Source organism: Microscilla marina ATCC 23134, assembly GCF_000169175.1.
In the GTDB taxonomy this organism is placed as follows: domain Bacteria; phylum Bacteroidota; class Bacteroidia; order Cytophagales; family Microscillaceae; genus Microscilla; species Microscilla marina.
Map to the genome: position 1 here is coordinate 63351 of NZ_AAWS01000004.1, position 20858 is coordinate 84208.

Annotated in this window: 16 protein-coding genes and 1 pseudogene; 4 read left to right on the plus strand and 13 right to left on the minus strand. The window is 40.7% G+C overall.

All coding sequences use genetic code 11. The annotated features are described in order from the left end of the window. Window positions 1–39: 39 nt before the first annotated feature. Complete coding sequence (locus M23134_RS04175; protein WP_002694132.1) at window positions 40–3219, minus strand: lantibiotic dehydratase; 3180 nt, start codon at window positions 3217–3219, stop codon at window positions 40–42. Between the two features lie 75 nt (window positions 3220–3294). Here M23134_RS04175 and tnpA point away from each other — a divergent pair, with 75 nt between their 5' ends. The 4 genes and pseudogenes from tnpA to tnpC all read left to right on the plus strand — a co-directional run. Beyond that, complete coding sequence (tnpA, locus tag M23134_RS04180; protein ID WP_045112981.1) at window positions 3295–3624, plus strand: IS66 family insertion sequence element accessory protein TnpA; 330 nt, start codon at window positions 3295–3297, stop codon at window positions 3622–3624. After that, on the plus strand, window positions 3608–3955 hold the full coding sequence (tnpB, locus tag M23134_RS04185; RefSeq protein WP_002694134.1) for an IS66 family insertion sequence element accessory protein TnpB: 348 nt from the start codon (window positions 3608–3610) through the stop codon (window positions 3953–3955). Before tnpA ends, tnpB begins: the two co-directional genes overlap by 17 nt. A gap of 31 nt (window positions 3956–3986) precedes the next feature. Continuing rightward, complete coding sequence (locus tag M23134_RS04190) at window positions 3987–4211, plus strand: hypothetical protein (RefSeq protein WP_002694135.1); 225 nt, start codon at window positions 3987–3989, stop codon at window positions 4209–4211. A gap of 77 nt (window positions 4212–4288) precedes the next feature. Continuing rightward, window positions 4289–5494, plus strand: a pseudogene (tnpC, locus tag M23134_RS04195) (IS66 family transposase); the annotation flags it as partial. On the opposite strand, the gene M23134_RS40905 reads toward tnpC, so the two are convergent. The 12 genes from M23134_RS40905 to M23134_RS04245 all read right to left on the minus strand — a co-directional run bounded on the left by M23134_RS40905 (window position 5491) and on the right by M23134_RS04245 (window position 20850). Next, window positions 5491–5631, minus strand: a complete 141-nt coding sequence (locus tag M23134_RS40905; RefSeq protein ID WP_002694137.1) for a hypothetical protein — start codon at window positions 5629–5631, stop codon at window positions 5491–5493. The pseudogene tnpC and the gene M23134_RS40905 sit on opposite strands and share 4 nt — an antisense overlap. 477 nt (window positions 5632–6108) lie before the next feature. Continuing rightward, window positions 6109–7389 carry a serine hydrolase domain-containing protein gene (locus M23134_RS04200; protein WP_002694138.1) on the minus strand — a complete coding sequence of 427 codons (1281 nt, stop codon included), beginning with the start codon at window positions 7387–7389 and terminating at the stop codon, window positions 6109–6111. Window positions 7390–7450: 61 nt separating this feature from the next. Continuing rightward, window positions 7451–7795, minus strand: coding sequence for a hypothetical protein (locus M23134_RS04205; RefSeq protein ID WP_002694139.1), 345 nt, complete (start codon window positions 7793–7795; stop codon window positions 7451–7453). Between the two features lie 257 nt (window positions 7796–8052). Then, complete coding sequence (locus M23134_RS04210) at window positions 8053–11046, minus strand: triple tyrosine motif-containing protein (protein ID WP_157558329.1); 2994 nt, start codon at window positions 11044–11046, stop codon at window positions 8053–8055. Beyond that, on the minus strand, window positions 11036–12316 hold the full coding sequence (locus M23134_RS04215; RefSeq protein ID WP_002694141.1) for a serine hydrolase domain-containing protein: 1281 nt from the start codon (window positions 12314–12316) through the stop codon (window positions 11036–11038). The genes M23134_RS04210 and M23134_RS04215 overlap by 11 nt, the downstream gene beginning before the upstream one ends. Window positions 12317–12328: 12 nt before the next feature. Further along, the gene (locus M23134_RS04220) at window positions 12329–13591 is read right to left on the minus strand and encodes a lanthionine synthetase LanC family protein (protein ID WP_002694142.1); all 1263 of its coding nucleotides are present in this window, start codon (window positions 13589–13591) and stop codon (window positions 12329–12331) included. 55 nt (window positions 13592–13646) lie between these two features. Continuing rightward, window positions 13647–13823 carry a hypothetical protein gene (locus M23134_RS40910; RefSeq protein ID WP_002694143.1) on the minus strand — a complete coding sequence of 59 codons (177 nt, stop codon included), beginning with the start codon at window positions 13821–13823 and terminating at the stop codon, window positions 13647–13649. Between the two features lie 677 nt (window positions 13824–14500). Beyond that, the gene (locus M23134_RS04225; protein WP_002694145.1) at window positions 14501–14947 is read right to left on the minus strand and encodes a hypothetical protein; all 447 of its coding nucleotides are present in this window, start codon (window positions 14945–14947) and stop codon (window positions 14501–14503) included. Window positions 14948–14985: 38 nt separating this feature from the next. Then, complete coding sequence (locus M23134_RS04230) at window positions 14986–16116, minus strand: LysM peptidoglycan-binding domain-containing protein (RefSeq protein WP_157558330.1); 1131 nt, start codon at window positions 16114–16116, stop codon at window positions 14986–14988. A gap of 361 nt (window positions 16117–16477) precedes the next feature. Further along, window positions 16478–17875 carry an ATP-binding protein gene (locus M23134_RS04235; RefSeq protein ID WP_002694148.1) on the minus strand — a complete coding sequence of 466 codons (1398 nt, stop codon included), beginning with the start codon at window positions 17873–17875 and terminating at the stop codon, window positions 16478–16480. Between the two features lie 8 nt (window positions 17876–17883). Beyond that, the gene (locus M23134_RS04240) at window positions 17884–19008 is read right to left on the minus strand and encodes a leucine-rich repeat domain-containing protein (protein WP_002694149.1); all 1125 of its coding nucleotides are present in this window, start codon (window positions 19006–19008) and stop codon (window positions 17884–17886) included. 33 nt (window positions 19009–19041) lie between these two features. Then, on the minus strand, window positions 19042–20850 hold the full coding sequence (locus M23134_RS04245) for a hypothetical protein (protein WP_157558331.1): 1809 nt from the start codon (window positions 20848–20850) through the stop codon (window positions 19042–19044). Window positions 20851–20858 lie beyond the last annotated feature (8 nt).

Here is a 20858-nt window from a genome sequence, read left to right on the forward strand (position 1 = left end):
CAGAAAAAAAGATAAGAAGCAAAGCATCAGCTGCTTATCTTATCCTTCCAACCTCCAATACCCCCACATCTCCTCCAGCCTTTGCCCACTGGCAAAAAAACGATTATAAAACATGTGGATGTAGCTGCTGAGCAGCGAACGGAGTTGTGTTTCGCTTGCCCCATGCTGTTGCAGGTTGGCTTTTATTTGTTGGGCAAGGGGCGCTTCCTGTTCGGTAAGTTGATCAAACAGTAGGCGGTAAGCCGGAGGCAACCAGGGAGGCAGTGCTTGCTTTGCCAATGCTTTTTTGAGGCGTTGTGCCTGGGGGTGGACATCCAACCCAAATTCGCGGCTAAAGTTTGTTTTACCTTGGCTGGTGATTTGCTGCCTGGTTTCTTCGGGGAGGTCAAAAGCCTGCAACAGGGCTTTGATGCGTTGCAGGGCAAGTGCCGATTTGAGTGTGTCGTTAGTGGCTTCGTCTTTGGCAAGTAGAGCCAAGGCGTGGCATACAAAATCACTATCCAGAGCAAACCATTCTTCGCTTAGCGCCATATTATAAGGCAGATAACGGTTCAGTTCACGTTGGTAAGTATCGGGTACATAGTGGATAATTTTCCCCTGTTGCTTTAGCCCCAGCAACTTTTGCGAAAATGCTTGCACTATCTCGCCAAATTCTTTGGGATAATGGTTGATGTGCAGTCGCCAGCGCAAGTGGGTGCCATAGGCCTCCGGATCGGTATAGCGAATAAAAAACCACTGGTCAATGTGCCCTGAATCTCTCAACTCTTTGCTCAAAGGGTGCAGGTCTTCCGCAATAAGCCGATCGCTACCCAGGGTACCCAGGTAAATTTTAAAGTACACCCATTCGCTGCCAAAGCTAAAGTTTTTTTGTACATCTGGTACCCAGGTTTGGGCATCAAAAGCAGGCGATTGCTTGCTGCTTGGTGCAGCAGTATTAATGATAGGAAAAATCATTTCATTGCTATAGGGCTGGCTGGGCAAGTGTTGTTCTATTACTTCTTCTAATACCAGTTCTTTACGGTCAAACACCTTTTGCAAAAATACTCCTATGCTCAAAGGGTGGGCAAAATCAATGTAGAGCTTATTGTCTGCTTCTACCAAAAGCACCGCTTGAGGCAAACGCAATTGTTGTCTGAGCCTTTCTATTTTGTGAGTCCAGGTACTGACGGCATGCATATCTTCTTTTTTCTGCAACTGTACTGCTTCCAATGCCTTGTAGTTCACCCGCCATTGCCTGGGTGATAGAATCAGGGTACCATCATAGACCAGGCGGGGCAAATAACTCCTTTGCTGCCAGCGCTGCGCCCTAAAAAACGGGGGCAACTGGCGGTACTCTTGTTGGTATTGCAAATCGCACAAAAACTTATAGAGCGGGTGGGCATTGTGGGCGTAGTTATGGGCATTGCTCATCCGGGGTACTACTTGTTTGTTTAGCTTACGCGAGTGCAATACCAAACGTTTGCCTCCATCCTGGGCACTCAACCACAAGTCAGTCACGGGTATTTGGTGAACGTCGTTGGTATTGGCACCTCCCAAGGCAATGCTATAGTCACGCAACCGGGGGCGGATGATCACATTGCCCACTCTTTGCCCTGGCAAATGGTCTATCTCGGCGTATACTACACTGTTATCATCAGGTTCTACCTGAGCAATGGTAGCACTGAGTTGCTGCTGGAGCAAGGGGCTACCGTAGCAAAACCGCCCCAACAAATTGCCCACCACGGGACCCGTGGCGTGGTACAACTGAAAACGAAAATTACGCGGGTTATCCTGTTTGGGGTTGTGTTCCAGGTCATCGGGTGCCTGGTAAAGCAGCTTACCCATCGCCACCATTGCCGGAGGCAAAGACCTTGGTTTTTCTTTGGTTGGTAACTGGCTTGCCTTCAGACTTTGTACTTCGCCTTTGCTCAAATGTATTGCAGGTGCCCCGGTTTGTAAAGCCTCTACATATTTTTGTTCCAGCAAGGCATCCAGCGCTGAGGTCTGTCCTGCCTTTGGGTCAGCAACTTGGGGCATTGCTCCACCTTCGCCAACCACTACACCCAACTCCTGCAAATAGGTAGGTAGCGTTGCTACCCGTTTGCCATAAGGATAACCCACCCCTGTTACCTCGTCCATTGCCAACAGCAAGGGCACGGCTTCGTTTTCGTAACGCTTAAAAAAAGCCTGGGCAAAGGTACTTAAGTCTGCTTTTGTTGTGGGCACCTCACCTACAGTGTCTATCAAAGTGGCTATTTGACGTACTAGGTGGCGGGGAACGGTTTTGCTTAGTGCTTGCCCATTTTCATCCCTAAAAGCATCTACCTGAATAAGTTCTTTTTTAGACGCAGTTTTTTCGTTGGGGTGGGCAGTGATAGCTGTCTCTTGTGCCTGATAAAAAGGCTGTTCACTCAGATAGCCTGCCAATTGTTGATAAAGCCCCAGGCTTTGAGCAGGGTCAGGCGTGGCATCAATCAGCGCCAGCTGCCTACGAATATGATTGATGATGGCGAGGTAGCCTTGGGCAGCAGGCATTTGAGCTATGCTGGCGTGCAATTGTTCCAGGTACTCTTCACCATTCAGACTGGGATACAGTTCAGAAATAAGCAAATGATGGTTAATCAAATACTCCACAAACTCACGGCAATCTGCCTCGGTGAGTTCGGGGCCTGTCATCAGGTGGGCAATCATTTCGCCTATACGCATACCACCCGCTTGCCCGCAGGCAATAAACAACTCCCAGGCTACCTCATGGTATTCCTTCGATGAGGCAACGTGTTGCAAGGTTTGCTCATCGAAAAACGAACACAGCATATCGTCGCCATTGCGGTACAGCGTATTGTTAGGAAAGTAACGCAACTGCTCCCTTATTTTTGGTTCGGCTTCCAGGGAGGCTCTGAGCCTCAGCAAATATACCATATCCAACCGCGACGAGGTACGCATGTTGCCAAGCTTATCCAGCGCCAGGCTGCTGTGTCTTTGCAAACGAAACTCGCCCACGGTAACCGCAGCAAATGTACCAAAGGGGGTACAACGATAAGCCGCCCTTGCCAAAAACATCCACAGCTTTTGCTCCAGGTTTTGCAAATCTTTGCGCTGCTTTTTATTGGGTGCAGGCAACGCTGCCAAAGCGTGCCAACGGTCGAGCTGAGCAAACAAATCGGGGGAGGCAATGTACAAGGCTTGTTGCAAGGCTGGCAGCCTATAAGCCGCTTGTAGGTGTTGGCGTACCGTATCCACTCATCGGCTGGGGTATATGAAAAACGACTTGCTTGTATTTGCTTTGCATCATCAAATCACTAAACACCCAATACGATGAGCAAACAATATGATCGTGCGAAGATATTTAAGATGGTGTCGGAAAGCTATGAGCTAGGACTAACTGCTGCCGAGTATTGCCGCAAGAAAAATTTTTCTTCCAAGATATTCTATCGTTACCGTCAGCAATATATAGAGGTTTATGGGGCAAAGCCAATGCCTACTACACCCATGGCTGATTTTGTGGAGTTAGCGGTAGCTCCTCCTGAAACTACTGGTTTGAGTTTGGAGGTAGGCACCCATATTCGTTTACGTTTTGAGTCTTTGCCTGACCCTGTATATTTATCCCAACTTTTGAGTCAGCTCTCCAATGTTACACTTAAGTAGCGTTCGTCATTATTATTTATATACCGAGGTATGCGATTTTCGCAAAGGCTTCGAGGGCTTGTGTAACTTGGTGATGGAGCGCTTTGGTGAATTGCTCACCAGTGGCTCAGTGTTTATATTTTTCAATCGTCGTCGTGATCGGGTAAAGTTACTATGTTGGGAAGGAGATGGTTTTGCGATTTACTACAAGCGTTTAGAAACAGGTACTTATGAACGCCCTCAGATGAGTTGGGGTACCCGCCCACTGACTGCTTCCGAAGCTCATTTACTTTTATCAGGTATTTCTTTGAGTTCGGTGACTTATCGCAAACGTTATTTGGCAAAAGCGTAGATATTTCGGTTAGATTTAATAGTTTTGCCCTATGCAGGAACAAAAACCTACATATGAGGCACTTGCCAAAGAAAATGCTGATTTGAAGGCGCTTATCTCAAACCAAAATCTAGAGATGACTGAACTCAAAGCCCAGCTTGATGAACTACTTCGTTTGACCTATGACACCAAGTCAGAGTCTCGTGGTAGCAACTACACCCCTGCAAAAAAAAAGCGCAAGTTGAAAATCCCGAACTTGCATTCGGGGAAGAAGTAGTAGATACGGTTAAGTCCGCTTCACCTCCCAAAAAAACATCTAATAAACTTTTAAATGCTGAGGGCAAGTTCCCTGAGCACTTACCACGCAAAGAAGTGGTGATCACTCCTGATGAACCCATCACCGAAGATATGCGTCGTTTGCCTGACCGAATCACCGAGGTACTCGATTATGTACCTGGTCATTTGGTGGTGATTCGCTACATTCGTCATTGTTACATCAAAGATGTAGCAGACGGTTTACATTCTAAAAAAATAATGGCTGCTAAACCTGAACGACCCATCAATAGGTGTTTGGCAGATGCAGCACTACTTGCGCAAATTATTTGTGACAAATACTGTGACCACTTGCCTTTATATCGCCAACTTCAACGCTTTGAGCGGTCAGGAGTTCAGATAGGCTCGTCTACGTTCAATTCTTGGGTTGAAAAAATCGCCCAATTACTCACTCCATTGTACGATTTACTACAAGAAGAGGTGCTTTCAAGCAATTATGTCAGAATAGACGAGACCCCCATCAAAGTACTTGACCGAGCAAAGGAAAAAAACATCCACCAAGGCTATTTATGGTACTATCAATCCTCTAAGGCCTGTTTTATCCAATATCACCGCTCGCGAGGCAGTGAACCTCCTGATGAAATGCTTCAAAATTTCCAAGGAAAAATCCAGACTGATGGTTATGGAGTCTATGATCATTTTGAAGAAAATGAACATATCAAGTTATTCGGATGCTGGGCACACGCGAGGCGCAAAATATTCGAAGTCAGCAAGGCACATCCTTCCCTGACCGAAGCTCCTCTGGAGTTCATCGGAGAACTATATCTTATCGAAAAGCAGATTAAAAAACAAGGATTGGATGTAGCAGAAGCAAGCTTGCTACGCCAACAAAAAGCAGGCACTCCCTTGATGAAGCTCAAGCACTGGATGTATAAAACCAAGCCCAAGCTCAAACCCAAGATGAAGCTTTATAAAGCGATTGAATACATCCAAAAACGTTGGAAAAAATTGATTCGCTACCTCTGGCATGGAGAGGTGCAGATTGATAACAACCTGATAGAAAACGCCATTCGTCCTGCTGCACTGGGGCGCAAAAACTACCTTTTTGCTGGCTCACAAGATGCCGCAGAACGCACCGCACTCTTCTACTCTTTGATTGGTTCTTGCAAAATGGCAGGGGTAAATCCACTAGAGTGGCTTACGGATGTGATCAAAAACATCAATAACCAACCCATCCAAAAACTACATCTTTTGTTGCCTAGTAACTGGAAATCGCAACAAGGTTAGGGTAGCACCCCTTTGAATGAGGGGATACGGCGTACCTGCTCGATGTCTTGGGCAACTCCCACCGGAGGCTCCAGGTAGCTGCGCTCCAGCAATGGAGTACGCAGTACATAAAAATTACCTGGTTCGAATGTATTCATTGGTTAGTTTTTTAGTCAGTAGTCCAGAGTTTGAACCCTCTCTTTGCGCTCATTCGTAATTTCTAAAGCTACGTTTTCTTATTGTCCCCAATAAAGCGAGCCTGACCAGCATGTACAAAACATAAGTCCAAGTGGTGTGGTGCCAAGGTGGGAGCATGGTAATACTGAGCTAATAATGCCATCGGTGTTTTTACAATGCACCTTAAAAGTGTAAGTACTCTCACGCAGGTGAATATATTCTTTCTTTTACTTAATACTCCATTTCAACCAATCCTCATCGAGCCTCATCAGTTGGTGACTATACAAATTTCGCTCATACACCGTCCAACTGTTGTTGGTATAAAGATATCACGATGGCAGGGTAAATACGAAATAAAAAGCTGCTTTTTCTTGTTTGACCATAGGTTTTATTTAGAAACAAACGTCTGAGGGATGCTTTATAAATCTATTTACAGGAGCTTTGATTATTTGTTAGCATTATTTCAATTTATTGAATGCTTTCTCCCAATCAAAGAACTTCAAATTGATCTGATTTCTGGAAACGAAACGTCCTATAGTCTTATATAAATTATTGGCAATAATATACTCTTTGGTGTTTAGCTGACCATTGGTATTCATCATCAAAATGATACCCATTGGGATGTCAGTCCTCATGATAAGTGCAGACTGATACTCTCCAATATGCCCAGTGTGCCCAAAAAACTGTACCCCATTAGTGAAAAATTGGGAATGTAAAAAACCAAAAGCCCGGCTAGAAGCGGCTTCTTCTTTTTTGAACATGATGGTGTACTTATTAGCTGGTTTTTGCACATCTACTTGGTGATAGTATTTTTTGATAATCTTCCAAGGTAGTACCTTATTATAATTGGTAAGGCAATTTTTGCGTTTTCTGAAACTTAAAAAGTCCATAAATTTTAACATATCCATTACAGACGCCCTTATTCCTCCGTGAGCCTCGTGGATGCCATGATTTCGGTCAATTCTTATCTCTTTGATGGAATCATTCCCTGTTTTACGATAACTGCTTGCCAATAAGTTCTGGAATCTCTGAGGGGTTTTGCCATAATGAGTAGTAGTTTCCATTCCTAGTGGTTTAAAAATACGTTTTTGGATGTATTCGGTGAACTTCATACGGGTGACATGTTCTACTACTAACCCTAATATTGAATAACTACCATTGCTGTATTCGTACTTTTGGCCAGGCTTTCTGGATAAGCTCAAATACTTTAAATAAGGCTTGATCATTTTCCAGGTATTAACATACCTGATTTTAGGATACTTGGCTTTCAATGTATCTCTCAAGCTTTGCCATAACAGACCACTGTTGTGGTTGATCAAATGATGTATTTTTACTTGTTCATAGTCGCCGTATGGGGTATTAATAACTTTGAGTTCTGGCACATATTTAGTTACGGGGTCATCTATCTTTAACTTACCCTCTTCTATGAGTTGTAAAACAGCAATGGAGGTAAACATTTTGGAAATAGAGGCCCAGGGGTATATCGTTTGATTGTCTAATTTTAATTGCTGTTTTCTATTGGCGTACCCCATACGTTTGGTAGAGATAATTTTACCCTCCCATACCAAGACTGCATTAAAGGCAAAATCGGGGGCTACCTCCTTTACCCTATGAATAAAAGTATCCAGCTTATTCCACTCTTTGAGCAATGTTGCTTTGATGATTGACTTCTTATTCTGAGCCTGGGTTTTTAGTATAAATAGGCTTAGAATAAGGAGTAATGTGGCTAGTTTCTTCATAAGACACTTATTGATTTTTTTAGTTCATTTTCTTATTTTAGTCTAATGTATCAGTAATTTCTTATTCTTTCTTTACTTCTGCTTCCAGCACCTTCAACTCCCTTAATTTGGCTGCATGCAATCCTATCATTGTATGACTTTTACTAAGTAAACGAGCGGTTTCCTTGGTACTTTTGCCTCCTTTGAAACAGTGAGCTGCTCGCCACTCGTTGGGAGTAATAATTTCGTCGAGCAAAATCGAGTCTAAGTGTAATACAAAATCTGGATGATGCTTCCGAACATGTGTCTGGATAGTAATGTAAGTATTAAGCGTTTCAATTTCACTCCTTAACAGACTCAGACCTGCTTCCAACCCTTCTTTTTGGTATACTTCTTTTATTTTGAGTAATTTAAATGATACGTGCATGATTCCTTCAATATTTATATTTAGTCAATAGCTTCTACAGCCTTAATTCCTTAGATACCGATGTATATCGGTGCTTCAAGTTTGACACTGCTCTACAAGCAACTTACCGATTTTATAGGACGTTCGTTAACTTTTAGCGATTTATAAAATCGGTAGATGGAAGTCCATAGCTTTTAGCCAACCGCTTATACTACAAATGGGACAAAAAACGAAAATATGGATGGCTACACTGATACATTGCGCAACCATCAACACTTTTATAATAAACCTGCCTTGCGCAAGCGAGAACCATACGAATAAATGGTAGAAGGCTTGACATCCAGCAGTGCCGAAATTTCGTTGGCAGATTTACCCAGTTTCAAACATTGTCCTACCTTCCATTGGGTATAGGTAATGTCTTCATCCAATAGTACTTTGTCCAGCTTGGCTATAAACTCAGGGTAAGCCTCGCGTACTTCTGCCTGAATGCTGGCCATTTTGCCCGCAGTATTGAGTTCATTTTCCAGAAAATGGAGCCCTACCTCCAGTCCACGACTCTTAAATATGTCTATCACCTCTACAAAACGCTCGTTAGAGTCAGATACCCGCTGCACATAGTATTTGAGTTTATCTTCTTGTTCTTTTTTGATTTGGGCATTGGCATCCTCTAAAGCCTCGTTGGTGGTTTGTAGTTCCAGGTTGGTCTTGTGCAGTGCTTGGTTGGTGGTCTTTAGTTCCTTTGCCGTAACTTGTAGCTGAGCATTGGCAGCGTTGAGCGACTCATTGGTTACTTTTAACTGCGTTGCCTGTTGGGTAATTTCGGCTTTTTGTCCGCTGATTTCCTCAGTACGCAAAGCCACCGTTTGCTCCAGTTCCCGGTTGCGTTTTCTGAGCTGCCTGCTCCGATATTGGTTATAGCTCATACTTGCACCCACCGTCAGGCTTACTCCTATCAATAGATACAGCGTATAAGCCCACCAAGTACGGTACCAGGGAGGTAAAATAGTAAAGGTGTAAGTATCTACCGAGCTAATGGTACCATACACGTTTTTGCAGCGTACCTGGAAGGTATAAGTGCCTTCTCGTAGGTTAGTATATTCCTTCTTTTGTTCTTTGCTCCAGTTCGACCAAGATTTTTCTAGCCCTTCGAGTTTGTAACTGTACCTATTTGCTTCAGTGGCCACATAATAATTGCTGGCAAATTTGAGGGTAATGCTATTTGTTCCATAGGGTATTTTCTCTACTTTGTGTTGTTGTGTAATCCCCTGATAAATTATTGAATCCTTATAGTTATTTTCAACCAAATCACCTTGGATAGTATCTGATATGTTTTGCTTGAGAGATACTTCCCTGATATAACTATTGAATTTATGTGCCGGAATATTTCCCTTGTTTAAGTTACAGGTGATGATTTTCTTTTGTGTAATGATTTGAATATGGTTAGAGTCAAGTTTTTTTACGTCAGTGGTCACAGTGCTGCCAATTCGCTTAAAATCTCTGGTTTCAAAAGTATACCGACCAGCTTGATTCTTTGATAATACCCCTGGGAAACTCCTTGATTTATCTCCACCTGAATAAACTGGAGTTAAAAAAAAACGATTGTTTGCCAAAGGCTTGGCAAAAGAAAATTTTTGGTGATAAATACCTTGTTCATTGAGGGGGAGATTTTGGAGGTTTGCAGTAAGGCAAGTAATTTTTTCGTGGTTATCTACTTTAAATAGCCCCAATGCATTGACAATGTAAACGCGGTTACCTTTCTCAAAAAAACTAAAACTATAGCGGGTTTTGGCAGGGAAGGCTAATTTTCTTCTGCTTAAAACTGATTTGAAATCTGACGAGAGCCGAATTTGATAGACCTCATTTACCGTAGAATAGTAAATCACTCCATCAGTAGAAATAAAGGTATTATAAATGCCTCCATCTGTGAGGCGTATTGTATTAATCACTTTATATTCTTTATTTAGGACTTGCAGAGTTTGAGTGCCTGCCAAAAGGAATACTTGCTTGGGCAGATAATTTACAACTCTCCTAAACTTTCCATTTAATATTTTTTTACGAAAGCTACCTACAGTATCAATTTTATACAGCCCTTTTGAGGTACTAACCAGAAAGCGGTTGTTGTCTAGTGTAACATCAGAAACGAAACCATCAAATATGATCGTTTGAGATCTTTTGCTATTATTAATTTCAATCTTATGCTCACTTTTCAATAAATACACTTCATAGTTGCCCAATCGTTTACTTTTTCTGATTCCCTTATTATTGGGCTGGAATGTGAATTTTTCATTTAATTCAATGTATAAAACACCGTTGTTGGTAGTCACCCAAATATTTCCTTGTAAATCGAATGCAAAGTCATTGGCAGCTAATTGTTTGAACGTGTACTGAAAACCAATTTCATTATTTGCAAGATTAAGTTTAAGCAACAATTCATTGGTTAAGATCACCAAATATTTTTTTTGTTGCTTCACCTGAAATTTTGCGCCGCCTTTGATTAAAGCAGAAATGCGAGGAATCTCTCGTATATCAGAGGTACCCGTTTTGAGATAAAACTTTTTTTCGCTGGAAATTAATACCAACAAACTGTTTTCAAACTCTTTTAAAAAAATAGGCTGATATTGTTGGATTAAAGAAGGTGGGGCAACGAGTTTTAACCAGTGATTGCCCGAAAGCTTAAATAAATCACCCTTGGCAGAAGTAATCAAAATATCTTGATTGATCTTCAAAGAGGAAAAGCTAACCGTATTGTTTATAGGAGGAACATAGCTTTTTTGCCCCGTTTGTTGATTATAAACAATACACCCCGAAGAAGCACCCAAGAAAAATATCCGCTCATCTTTTTGATAAATATTTAATAGCCGACCTCCTAATTTTTCCTTGTTTTCTTTAAAACTTATAATTTCCTTAAACCGAAACCGATCATTCTTCAAAACAAAAAAGCCGATTTTACTAAGACCTCCTACATAATACCTGTGAGCATTTTTTTCATCTCTTTTGAGTTTATTAAATCTGGGGTGCTTCGGTTTATCCATAAGTTTCATATCCCAGGCATAACCGTTAAAAACGTTAATTCCGTACCCGGTAGCAACCATGACCAAACCATCGTTGGTAACTTCTATATCATGACAATCTCTGGCTACTCGTTCTTTTCTTGTAAAATGTTTAGTAAACTCCTCTAATCTACTCTGAGATTTAACTGGGAGTGCTATGGATAACATCAGAGTCAAAATAAGTGATGTGATTCTGAAGGTGTATATAGTATCAGAACTCATTTTCATTTAGATTTATCAGTTGCCCAAAATCTCCATTGACAGCAAATTTAGTAATAAGCCAGCTTAGTTTGTCAATCAGTTTATAAGGAGTACCCTTGGGATCAGAATAAATATTAGAGGCCATCATCACCCCAAATGGCATTTTTTTATTGAAGATAAAATAAGATATATAAGTAGCTACTTTCCCACTATGACCTATACCGATGTTTTTTTTCTCTACTCTTACCCTAAATCCATTGACACGGTAGAACTTTGTGCCTTTATTTTTTCTGAGAAATACCACATTTTGATTATCAATAATATCTAAATCAGCATCAAACAAGTATTTCTGTAAGGTTGCACGTTTGAGTACTTTTTCTGCCCTTTTATTGCTTTTTCTAAATCGCAGAAAACTCATAAACTTCACCATATCATTGGGCGATGCTCTAATACCGCCATTGGCAGCCAATATGCCTTGCGAATAATTTGAAATATGAGAAAGCTTTTCTCTTTTGCCATCTTTGTCTTGGTCATAATAACCATAGTAGGCGGCAAATTTCTTCATCATCTTTTTAGAGAGGGGACCATAGCTGGTACTTTTCATGCGCAAAGGCTTAAGAATGTTTTGCTTAATGTAGAATTTAAACTTGATGCCCGACACCTTCTCAATGACCAAGCCAAGCAGTGAATATCCCATATTGGAATACTCATACTTTTCTCCCGCTGGAAAGGTTTGTTCGGCCAACTCTAGGTAAGGTAAAAACTCTTCATTTTCGGCTCGCCTAAATTTCTTTTCTTCCTTTTTTATTTTTGCTGCAACAGTTCTGAATGCTTTAGTGAGGCTGAGACCGCTGTTATGGTTAATTAAGTGATGAATTTTAACCTGATTGATTTTTGCAAAGTCCCCCGTTTTTTTGCCCAGGTTGGGAAAATAATGGGTGATGGAGTCGGTCAGCTTGAGTTGACCTTTTTCTACTAATTGTAAGATGGCTACTGTAGTAAACAACTTAGATACTGACCCCCACATGTGTACCATGTGACGGTTCATTTTGACTTTATTCTTAATGTTGGCATAGCCCATTTGCTTTTCAGAAATAATTTTTCCATTATAGACCAATGCTGTATAAAACGAAAGGTCAGGTTGTTTTTTCTTGGCCAAGGAAACAAACCGATCCAGTTTATTCCAATTGTCCAGTAAAGTTCTTTTTTCGCTTTTGCTCTTTTGAGCAAGACAAGGCGAAAAAAGATACATAGAAACAATAATAAATATGGTGGTTTTTAGGTGATTCATGAATATGTTTTTTTAAAATAAAAACTTCAACCAATTTAGCTGTTGTATCTGTATAATGTTCTGTTCGACCAATAAAAAGCTTAAAAGGGACAGACACTGCCCAGTAGCGCCAAATAATAAACCACTAGATTGTCCCCATTCCTGATGCCCTGTAGTTGGGTTTGTACCATAGTGACTCCAGCCAAGAAATTTTTCATCCCAATCTGCTTGACTAAGGCTTTCATTGAGCCAATAAAGGTACGCATCTTTTGCTTCGGGTAGTTGGGTATGTTTGTACAGCAAATAGAATAAAAAAAATGCCCCAAACGACCCATGACAAAGTGTGGTGTCGAGTCTGGTAGCATCTTGGTGTATGCCTGAGTTAAGTTTTCTTACTTTGGCGGTTTTTTTTATGATTGAATTGATAATATCATCAATTTTTTGTGACTTCAAGCATTTGTTGGCGGCTATCAGAGAAAAAACGATTCCCAAATCACCTTTACACCAAGCAAGTGAATATTGATTTGTGTTTAATTTATTTTCATCAACTGATAGTTTATTGGCGAATGTAAAGTGATTGTGGTCACTAGATTTGCGATTAATTAAAAAACTACAGGCCAAAGAAAGGCAAGTCTGAATTTTTTGTTTGAGATCAGCATCTATAAAGTCATAATTGTATGCTTTAGCCAAAAAATTAATAATACTCGCTAACCCGTGGGCTAATCCTGTATTGATGATACCTTCAGGGGTAGCGATGGTTTCCCAAAAAATTTCTGCTTCACCATTGGTATACTTTGCGTTGTCAACAACATACTCAATGCCTTTAATTACATTTGCTTCTATCAAAGACCTGACATCATCCTCAAAAAAATCTCTTACCTCTGTGAGGGCAATAAGTTTCCCAATTAACCCATGCAAAAAATCGAGGTTACAGTTCTGAAAGTCATAAGGGATTGAGTCAAGTACCAAATGCTGCAAAACTTTCATTACTTCCTGTATTTCCTGCTTATCGAGTTGGCCTTCTTGAATGAGAGTACTCAGTGTTAACAAAACCCCTGAGTATCCTGAAAAGCTTGCGTTACCGTCAAGGGTTTGGAGGTTATTAATGCAATGGGTTATAGAGTCATACAAACGATCCTGATTAACAGGAGCCAAGCCACCTTTGTTTAACAAAGAAAATAACAATGCCTGACCTAATGAACCTCTATATACATTTATTTGTGTATTTGCCTCTAAACTTTCTAACAATATATCTTTTACTAACCTTGCTGTTACTTGATTAAGATTTTTGTGCATAGTTTAAAAATATTAATAGGTCAGAACTGAAAAAGCTCTGACCTAGATATAGGAATTAAACTATATGAGTTCTTTCGGTCTCTTTACCAGCTTGCGGATTACAATCACCACAACCATCATAAAAAGATGCCCCACCTGCTGTACCACCTTTAACATTATGCATGTTCATAGGTTTGATGGTTAAAGCTTTGCTCCAATTTTCTTTAATCGTTAGTTTATTTTTCTTCTTCATAATAAGTGTATTTAAAATTGAATATAATTAAGATCATAGCTTTACAAGCTTTGTGTTAGTAGGGCTTAAAATGCCAATCGCTTGATGAAACAATTATCCTCAAGTTTTCTTATGCAAGTAATGCCTTGAGGTGTTTCGGAAAGTTTCACAATAGTAGGGTTTGGTGGTTCAAATATCAAATCAAAACCTTGATCAAACCTTGATTTGCGTGATTTACTGCTTTATAATTATATATTTAATTGATATAATTCAATATTTTGCCCCAAACTGGAACGAACTAAAAGCACGCACTAGCAGAGAATAACGGCTAAACTATTGCCTGGTAACAGTAGACTTCTCCATATAAGCATATTGTTTTCGAAACAAATGAGCCGTGTTGTACTCAAAATGGCTTCGCTCACAACCATACCAGTGGAGGTACTGGTGCATTTCTTCAGCCGAAATGCTATTGCTTGCAGCACACAGTACTTTGTAAGAGGGTGTGGTAAGTGGATTTTGAGCAATTTCCTAAGAAGGAATGGTCTCGAGTGCCTCTGCAAAAGTATCGTCAAATGTTTGCCGACAACGAAAATGGATGAATTTTTCCAACCATTGTAGGTCTTGTAGGTAGTAGGATAGATATCATCAGTTAGTTGAGGATTTATAGTTACTGTAAAGAGTTTTAAAGCTTACTTATATTAATTAATCAGCTTTAGGTTTACTGAATAACTCTTGCCATTTTTATCGGTATTGGTTAAATGCCCTGCCAAATCTTTAAGATTTTCGGGATTTTTAGTGCACAAAAATAACCGAGCAGTCAGGGTATTACCAGTATATTCTTCTATTAATAAACCTTGCTTTAGAACTGATTTATCGTATTTATCAGGATGACAGGGTGCCTGTCCACAATGTCCTGATAATCTATAAAGTCGCTCAGGATGATGATTTACATAATAATAGCTTCCTTTCCATAAAGCACAAGGGTTGCTTTGATCAAATACAAATGTAAATCTTGCTTCAAGTTTACCTACCTTTCCAGCATATAAGTAGGTTTTCAGCTTCGATTGGTTGGTTTGCGCTTTTACCTTCAAGGTGGAACATAAGCTCAGTATTATTATGAGGTAAATGTATTTTTTCTTAAACATATCAAGTTGTATTTATCGTGGAGTAAATAATCATTTTTTTAATCAACAAAATCACTGTAATTCAACAGTGTATAGGTGATTTTACCGTGCCCTGATTGGACGTGTTTCCTGAAAAATGGTAACAGTTTTTTAAACTCAGGCTCTGGAGCGCCTTGACATCCTTGACTCCAGGGAACTCCAGGTGCATTCACTGTACGGCTTGCTATTCCATTGTTACTCATGCGATGCGTGTTTGTTCCGTAAAATCCTTTATATACTTTTCCTCTATCCAATTTTAAGTCTTTAGTGTTATCTCGGTAATAATCCATAGAACCCGTTTGATACAAATAAGGATACTTGAGCCATAAATTTTGATAGTTTTTAGAATCCATAAATGTATAAACATTTTCGTATTGCTTTTCTATTATAGTAGCTGTTCCTGCAACTCCAGTCTGAGTTTCAACTGCATTTAATGGATCAAGGACACCTCCATGAGCAAGCGTACCAGCGGTAGTTGTCCAAGGGATTTCTATTATTTTAGGTTTTCCTTTTATATGTTGAATAGTGAATAGTTTATCACTGAATTTATTATCATAGGTTTCATCCATCCTAATTGCTATCAAGTTGACTTTCCCTTCTTCTTCATAAAACTTATATCCCTTTCGTTTTAGTGTATCTTTTATCCCACTGAGCGAAAAGTCAGGTTTTACCCGTTTTTTGACTTTTTTGGGTGTTTTCACCTTTTTAGGCGTATTCTTTTTATTTACCTTTTTCCCCTCAAAAATCGGTGGTTGATACACTTTGGTATTATCCGCTTGTTGTTCCATCATTTTCAGTTCAAGTGCCCGTAATTTGTCGTTTATTTTAGGCGACGTTTTTTGGGGAGGTGGTTTTTGATTACCAAGATTAACAGTAGAAGGTACTTTAAGCATTTGCCCGGGAGCAATTAAAGCCTTAACGCTCCCTAAATTATTCAACTTAACTATTTTCTGCACTAGTTGGGCAATCTCGGTTATAGGAGCCAAGGGGTTATATTTTTTGGCAATTGTCCAAAGTCCTTCTCCCGCTTGTACAGTGTGTTGGCTTATTTTAGGTGCTTTCTTTCCTAAAATTCGTTCTGGACTGGCTGCTACCAAGGTTCCATAAGGTGGCTGTTGTTTCTGGGTTGGCCACGAGGTTTCTTTTCCCATCAGGCGTTCCAGGCTTGGCTCAACGATTCGTGGTTGTATTGATCCCTCGTGTTGGTGTTGTGGATCGTGTTCGGCATTGGCTTGGCTTGACATAGTAAATAAGGTTAGAATAATATAAAATTTTTAAGAAGTGGGTTAAGTGCGATTGGGCACTTTTTCCGAGGCAAGAGTAGGTGTTTTGGCAGATAAATTCCAAATCTTAACCTTGATCAACCCTTGATTTGCCTGACACAGCAGCTTATATTTTAAATTTATATAGTACATTTACATAAGTATTGCATCAAACTGGAACGAGCCAAAAGCACGTACTAGCAGAGGGCGAATGCTAAACACTGTCTACCGTGGCTTGCCCAATGACGCACTAACTACCTTCAGCCCCCTCATAAGCATATTGTTTTTGGAACAAATGAGCCGTGTTGTACTCAAAATAGCCCCGCTCACAACCATACCAATGAAGGTACTGGCGCATTTCTTCCGCAGAAATGCTATTCGTGCCCTTGGCGGTAGCCTGTAGTACACAGTAAGCATAAAACTGCTCTATCCAGGCGGCACTCACATTGGCGGCTTCGGCCAGTTCCCGAAACCGGGCTTGGCTAATGGCGGGGTCTAGCTGCAAATAACCTGGTTTTTCAAAGAAATGCTGCCATAGCTGGGCGCGGGTATACTTATCAGGGGTTTGGAAAGTAATCCAGGAATGAAACCGTCGCTGAAAGGCTTGATCGATGGCAGTCGCATGATTGGTGGCCAGAAAAATCATTCCGGGGTATTCTTCCAGTTTATACAGCAAGTAGCTTACCTCCTGATTGGCATACCGTTCGTTGCTGCTGCTGCTCCCTTCGCTACGCTTGCCAAACAAGGCATCGCCTTCGTCAAAAAAGAGAATCCAGTCCTGGGCTTCGGCTATTTCAAAAATGCGCCTTAGCTTTTTACTGGTTTCGCCCACGTATTTGTCTACAATATTAGAGATATCGATGCGGTACACAGGCTTGTTGGCAGCTTGCCCCAGTAGAGCAGCGGTCATCGTTTTCCCGGTACCAGAGGGACCTTCCATGAGTAAACGATATCCCTGGCGTTGGTTTCCTTGGGTAGCTTGTTGTACCTGGTGATAGTATTGTACCCATTTACAGGCTTGAGCCAATAGGGTGTTGGTTTCTTCGTCCACAATCAAGTCGTCCCAGGTTTTGGTGGTCGTGAGCAGGGTGGCTGGGAAGTCGGAGGAGTATTGCACAGGCAAAGCGCGTTCAGTGACTAATTGATGTAATACGTTGGAGCTTAATTGGAGAACTGTGCCCAAGGTAGGAAGTAATTCATTAGTAGGCCATTCTAATATGCCTGATGTACGCAAGCGGGTGTCAGCACTCAATAATTGCCATGTTTTCTTCTGTTGGGTTGGGTCGTTTCCTGCTATCAGAAACAGCACCGTACCCACTGTAGCCTGAAGGTAAGGAGTATGGGGAAGTTTTAATAGCCCAAATTGCCCCAAATCTAATTTTGCCTTATTTTCCGCAAAAGCCTGCCATAGCGTTGGATATACCTGGTTGGCTAAAGCACCAAGTATGACCAATCGTTCCACAATGCTAAATGGAGCAATCATTTGCTGGTAATCTTTTTGAAACTCTTCCAGAGGAATGCTCAGGGGCTCAGCCAAGGTAGCTTCTTCTTTTTGGGAGTTACTCCCTTCCTGATCGAGTCGGAAACAGATGTAGTCTTGTAACCATTTCAAGTCTTGGGAGTAGTCTTTTAGCATAATTGTTTGCATATCTGTAGTCAATATTTAATTTTAGCGTTGGGCAAAGCTTCTTGCAATGCCTTTTTATCGGTTGTTGACAAGTGTAAAGGGTTACCTGATAAATTCAAGTGTTTCAAAGATTTGAGTTTATAAACACAATCTGGGATTTTAGTAAAACGATTGTTAGCTATGTTTAAACTTCTGATGATGCGTAGCTTGCCCAATTCGATGGGTAAGTCACTCAATTGATTGTTTTTCAACCCCAAATACACCAAAGGTGATTTGCCTAAGATGGCTGGAATATACGTGAGTTGATTATCACTCAAATCCAAGTCATTTAGCCTGGAAAAATGAGGCAGATCATTGGGCAACGCCTTGATTTTATTTTGCTGTAATTCCAGCGTGCCCAATCTTTGGCGTGCCTGGTAGGTGGCTTTTGGGAAATGGGTCAATTGGTTTGCTCTTAGGTCGAGGATATACAATGACTTAGGCAAACAATTAGGGGGAATGGATTGAATTTGATTATGACCAAGATTCAATACATTGAGTTCAGACATTTTACCCATGCTGGCGGGCAGAGTTTTGAGTTGGTTATGGTCAAGGTCTAATTTTTCTAACTGACCTAAATTACCAATTTCAACAGGAAGTACCCTTAACTGATTCTCGCCTAAGTTTAATACCCACAATCGAGCTAATTGACCAATCTCTTTGGGAAGGGATTTGATTTGGTTTTGCGTTAATGCCAGTCGCAATAGCTTTTTTAGTTGACCAATTTCAGGGGGTATGGTGGTTAGTTCATTATTTGGGAGGTAAAGACGAGAGGTGGAGTCTAGTTGCCCAATTTCGGGAGGCAAGGTTTTCAATCCTACTCCCAGAAGGTTCCATTCACTCACTCTTTTGAGCTTTACAATGTCAGGTGGTAAGGTTGTTAAGTTCTGGCTATGGTCCCCTATCACTTCTTTTACCTGGGTGGCTTCCGCAAGGTTAGTAGGCCAATGTTGGAATTCAGTCCCATCTCTAAGTTCTAGAGTGGGAGTATGTATATTTTCTAATGTCCAGGTTTTGGGAGACGGCTTGGGGGCAGATGGTTGACTTATGACAATGGCCACTACCAACACCACCACCAGGCTCAATAAAAATAAAGTTTTGTGGGCAAGTTTCATATTTGAATAGCTTTTTATAAAATAACTGATTGCTTACAATACTACCTGTAATTGATATTTACCATTAATGTTTTTAGGTCCATAGCTTTTGTGTCCTGCATGACTCAAATCATTAATGGTGAATACAGGTCCAGAAGCAGCGAACAAAAGGTTAAAAGAACGAATGTCTTTAATGTTCCCTTTTTTAGCCGCCAAAATGTCCTGGCGATTGGTATGTACCCATACATCCCCAAAGTTGGTTTGGCTAAAATCGAGGTAAGTTTTCCCTGATTTGCTATAGGTAGGGCTGATGGCTTCGTTGGTAATTCTCTTTATATCTTTGCCTATCATAACTACTGCATCAGGGCGACGAGGAAAGACCATTCCTGGCGCGCCGCCAATCCAATCTGGGAAACTATTATTCATTGTCTGTCTGAATAGGTTAAGATTAGTAACTTTGATTGGTAGTTTCCAGTTCTTTTCCCCCAAGGTATTGCTTTGGCGCAATCCTTTATGAAATCCAGGGGTAAAGTTATAGTCTAAACCCATGTTCTGTAGCGTGGAACGCATATTTTGGTACGCCAAATCATAAGGTCCCTGAGTAATGGTTTCTATGGTTTGGTAGGCATCTTTTTTGACCGAAGTAGCGGCTGTAGTAGGCTTTTTACCTGTGGTTTTACCAAAGTCTGGTTCTTTGTATTCTTTGATGGGCATTTCTTGCAAGGCACTAAGCGCATATTCACTGACTTCGCCTTGAGGCTTATAGCTTTTATGAGTTACTTCACCATCACTATCCAGTTTGGCACCGTAAAAAAAAGTTTCGGTCAAAAATTGTTGCTCAGCAAAACTACTGATGCCAGCATGGTCAGCCTTATCAGTTCCAATAAACCCATATTGAGCCAACTGAGGAAAAACCTGAGCTAAAATGGCATGGTATATAGCCAGTTCAACATCGCTTAGTTGGTCGGGATCACTCAAGTTAAGAGGAGGAGCTTGGGCGGCCTCTTGTGCCATTTGGAGCATGAGGTGGTGAATCGCGTATTGAGCAAGCTCTTCTAACTTAATATTGGCTTTTTCTACGTTTTTTGTCCATTTGCTTTTATTACTTTTCCAGAGTCCTCGTATTTGCCCTACAGTACTAACTATTGCTCCTCGGTAGGCAGTAGCACCAAAAGACTGGATATTTTTACCCCATTGCGGAAGACGAATATTGGTTACCAGGTCAGGGTTGGCAAGCTTTCCTAAATATTTTTGTCTAATTGCATTTTCCAGAGCTTTGGTAAATAAGTTGGCTCCAATCGGAATAAAGGTATTTAATATATTAATAGTAGCCATTAATACACTTTGATGATGCTTAGTGCGGGCTTCTGCGGCTTTGTATTTTTGGGTGAGTTTGCCCACTGCATTTTTTTGTCCTGCCTTGATGCTTTTGAATATTATACCTACTCTTCCTTGTATCTTGTCTATCAAGTTCTCAGCAAAATTATCCAAGCCATAGGCTTTTTTAAATTTGGCATCGGCATAATTTTTTGAACGAATAATTAAATCATCTGATCCATACTTGTACCCTCCTTTTCGCTCAGTCTTTTTTATGCCTTTACTACGATCTAATAACTCCTCCAATAAAACTTTTTCTTTTTCGTCCGTCATTATCGGAGTAGCCAAAAACTCTTTACTTGTACTTAACATATCTAATTCTTGCGAAAGGAGGGTTTGAGGTTGATTCGTCTTTTTTTGTTGGCTGTCAAAAACATGAGACACCGAAAGTAATTGCTCAGGATGAATTTGTTCTACCGCTTGAGACTGTAATAAATCCTGTGTTTGCTGTTGCGGATCGTGTTCAGCATTGGCTTGAGTTGACATAGTAAATA

What these genes read in the sequence shown, in the direction of transcription:
- M23134_RS04205 (WP_002694139.1), bottom strand. Translation starts at nt 7,795, where the DNA reads ATGCACGTATCATTTAAATTACTCAAAATAAAAGAAGTATACCAAAAA.
- M23134_RS04200 (WP_002694138.1), bottom strand. Translation starts at nt 7,389, where the DNA reads ATGAAGAAACTAGCCACATTACTCCTTATTCTAAGCCTATTTATACTA.
- M23134_RS04235 (WP_002694148.1), bottom strand. Translation starts at nt 17,875, where the DNA reads ATGCAAACAATTATGCTAAAAGACTACTCCCAAGACTTGAAATGGTTA.
- M23134_RS04225 (WP_002694145.1), bottom strand. Translation starts at nt 14,947, where the DNA reads ATGTTTAAGAAAAAATACATTTACCTCATAATAATACTGAGCTTATGT.
- M23134_RS04230 (WP_157558330.1), bottom strand. Translation starts at nt 16,116, where the DNA reads ATGGGAAAAGAAACCTCGTGGCCAACCCAGAAACAACAGCCACCTTAT.
- M23134_RS40905 (WP_002694137.1), bottom strand. Translation starts at nt 5,631, where the DNA reads ATGAATACATTCGAACCAGGTAATTTTTATGTACTGCGTACTCCATTG.
- M23134_RS04245 (WP_157558331.1), bottom strand. Translation starts at nt 20,850, where the DNA reads ATGTCAACTCAAGCCAATGCTGAACACGATCCGCAACAGCAAACACAG.
- M23134_RS04210 (WP_157558329.1), bottom strand. Translation starts at nt 11,046, where the DNA reads ATGAGTTCTGATACTATATACACCTTCAGAATCACATCACTTATTTTG.
- M23134_RS04190 (WP_002694135.1), top strand. Translation starts at nt 3,987, where the DNA reads ATGCAGGAACAAAAACCTACATATGAGGCACTTGCCAAAGAAAATGCT.
- M23134_RS40910 (WP_002694143.1), bottom strand. Translation starts at nt 13,823, where the DNA reads ATGAAGAAGAAAAATAAACTAACGATTAAAGAAAATTGGAGCAAAGCT.
- M23134_RS04240 (WP_002694149.1), bottom strand. Translation starts at nt 19,008, where the DNA reads ATGAAACTTGCCCACAAAACTTTATTTTTATTGAGCCTGGTGGTGGTG.
- M23134_RS04215 (WP_002694141.1), bottom strand. Translation starts at nt 12,316, where the DNA reads ATGAATCACCTAAAAACCACCATATTTATTATTGTTTCTATGTATCTT.
- tnpB (WP_002694134.1), top strand. Translation starts at nt 3,608, where the DNA reads ATGTTACACTTAAGTAGCGTTCGTCATTATTATTTATATACCGAGGTA.
- M23134_RS04220 (WP_002694142.1), bottom strand. Translation starts at nt 13,591, where the DNA reads ATGCACAAAAATCTTAATCAAGTAACAGCAAGGTTAGTAAAAGATATA.
- tnpA (WP_045112981.1), top strand. Translation starts at nt 3,295, where the DNA reads ATGAGCAAACAATATGATCGTGCGAAGATATTTAAGATGGTGTCGGAA.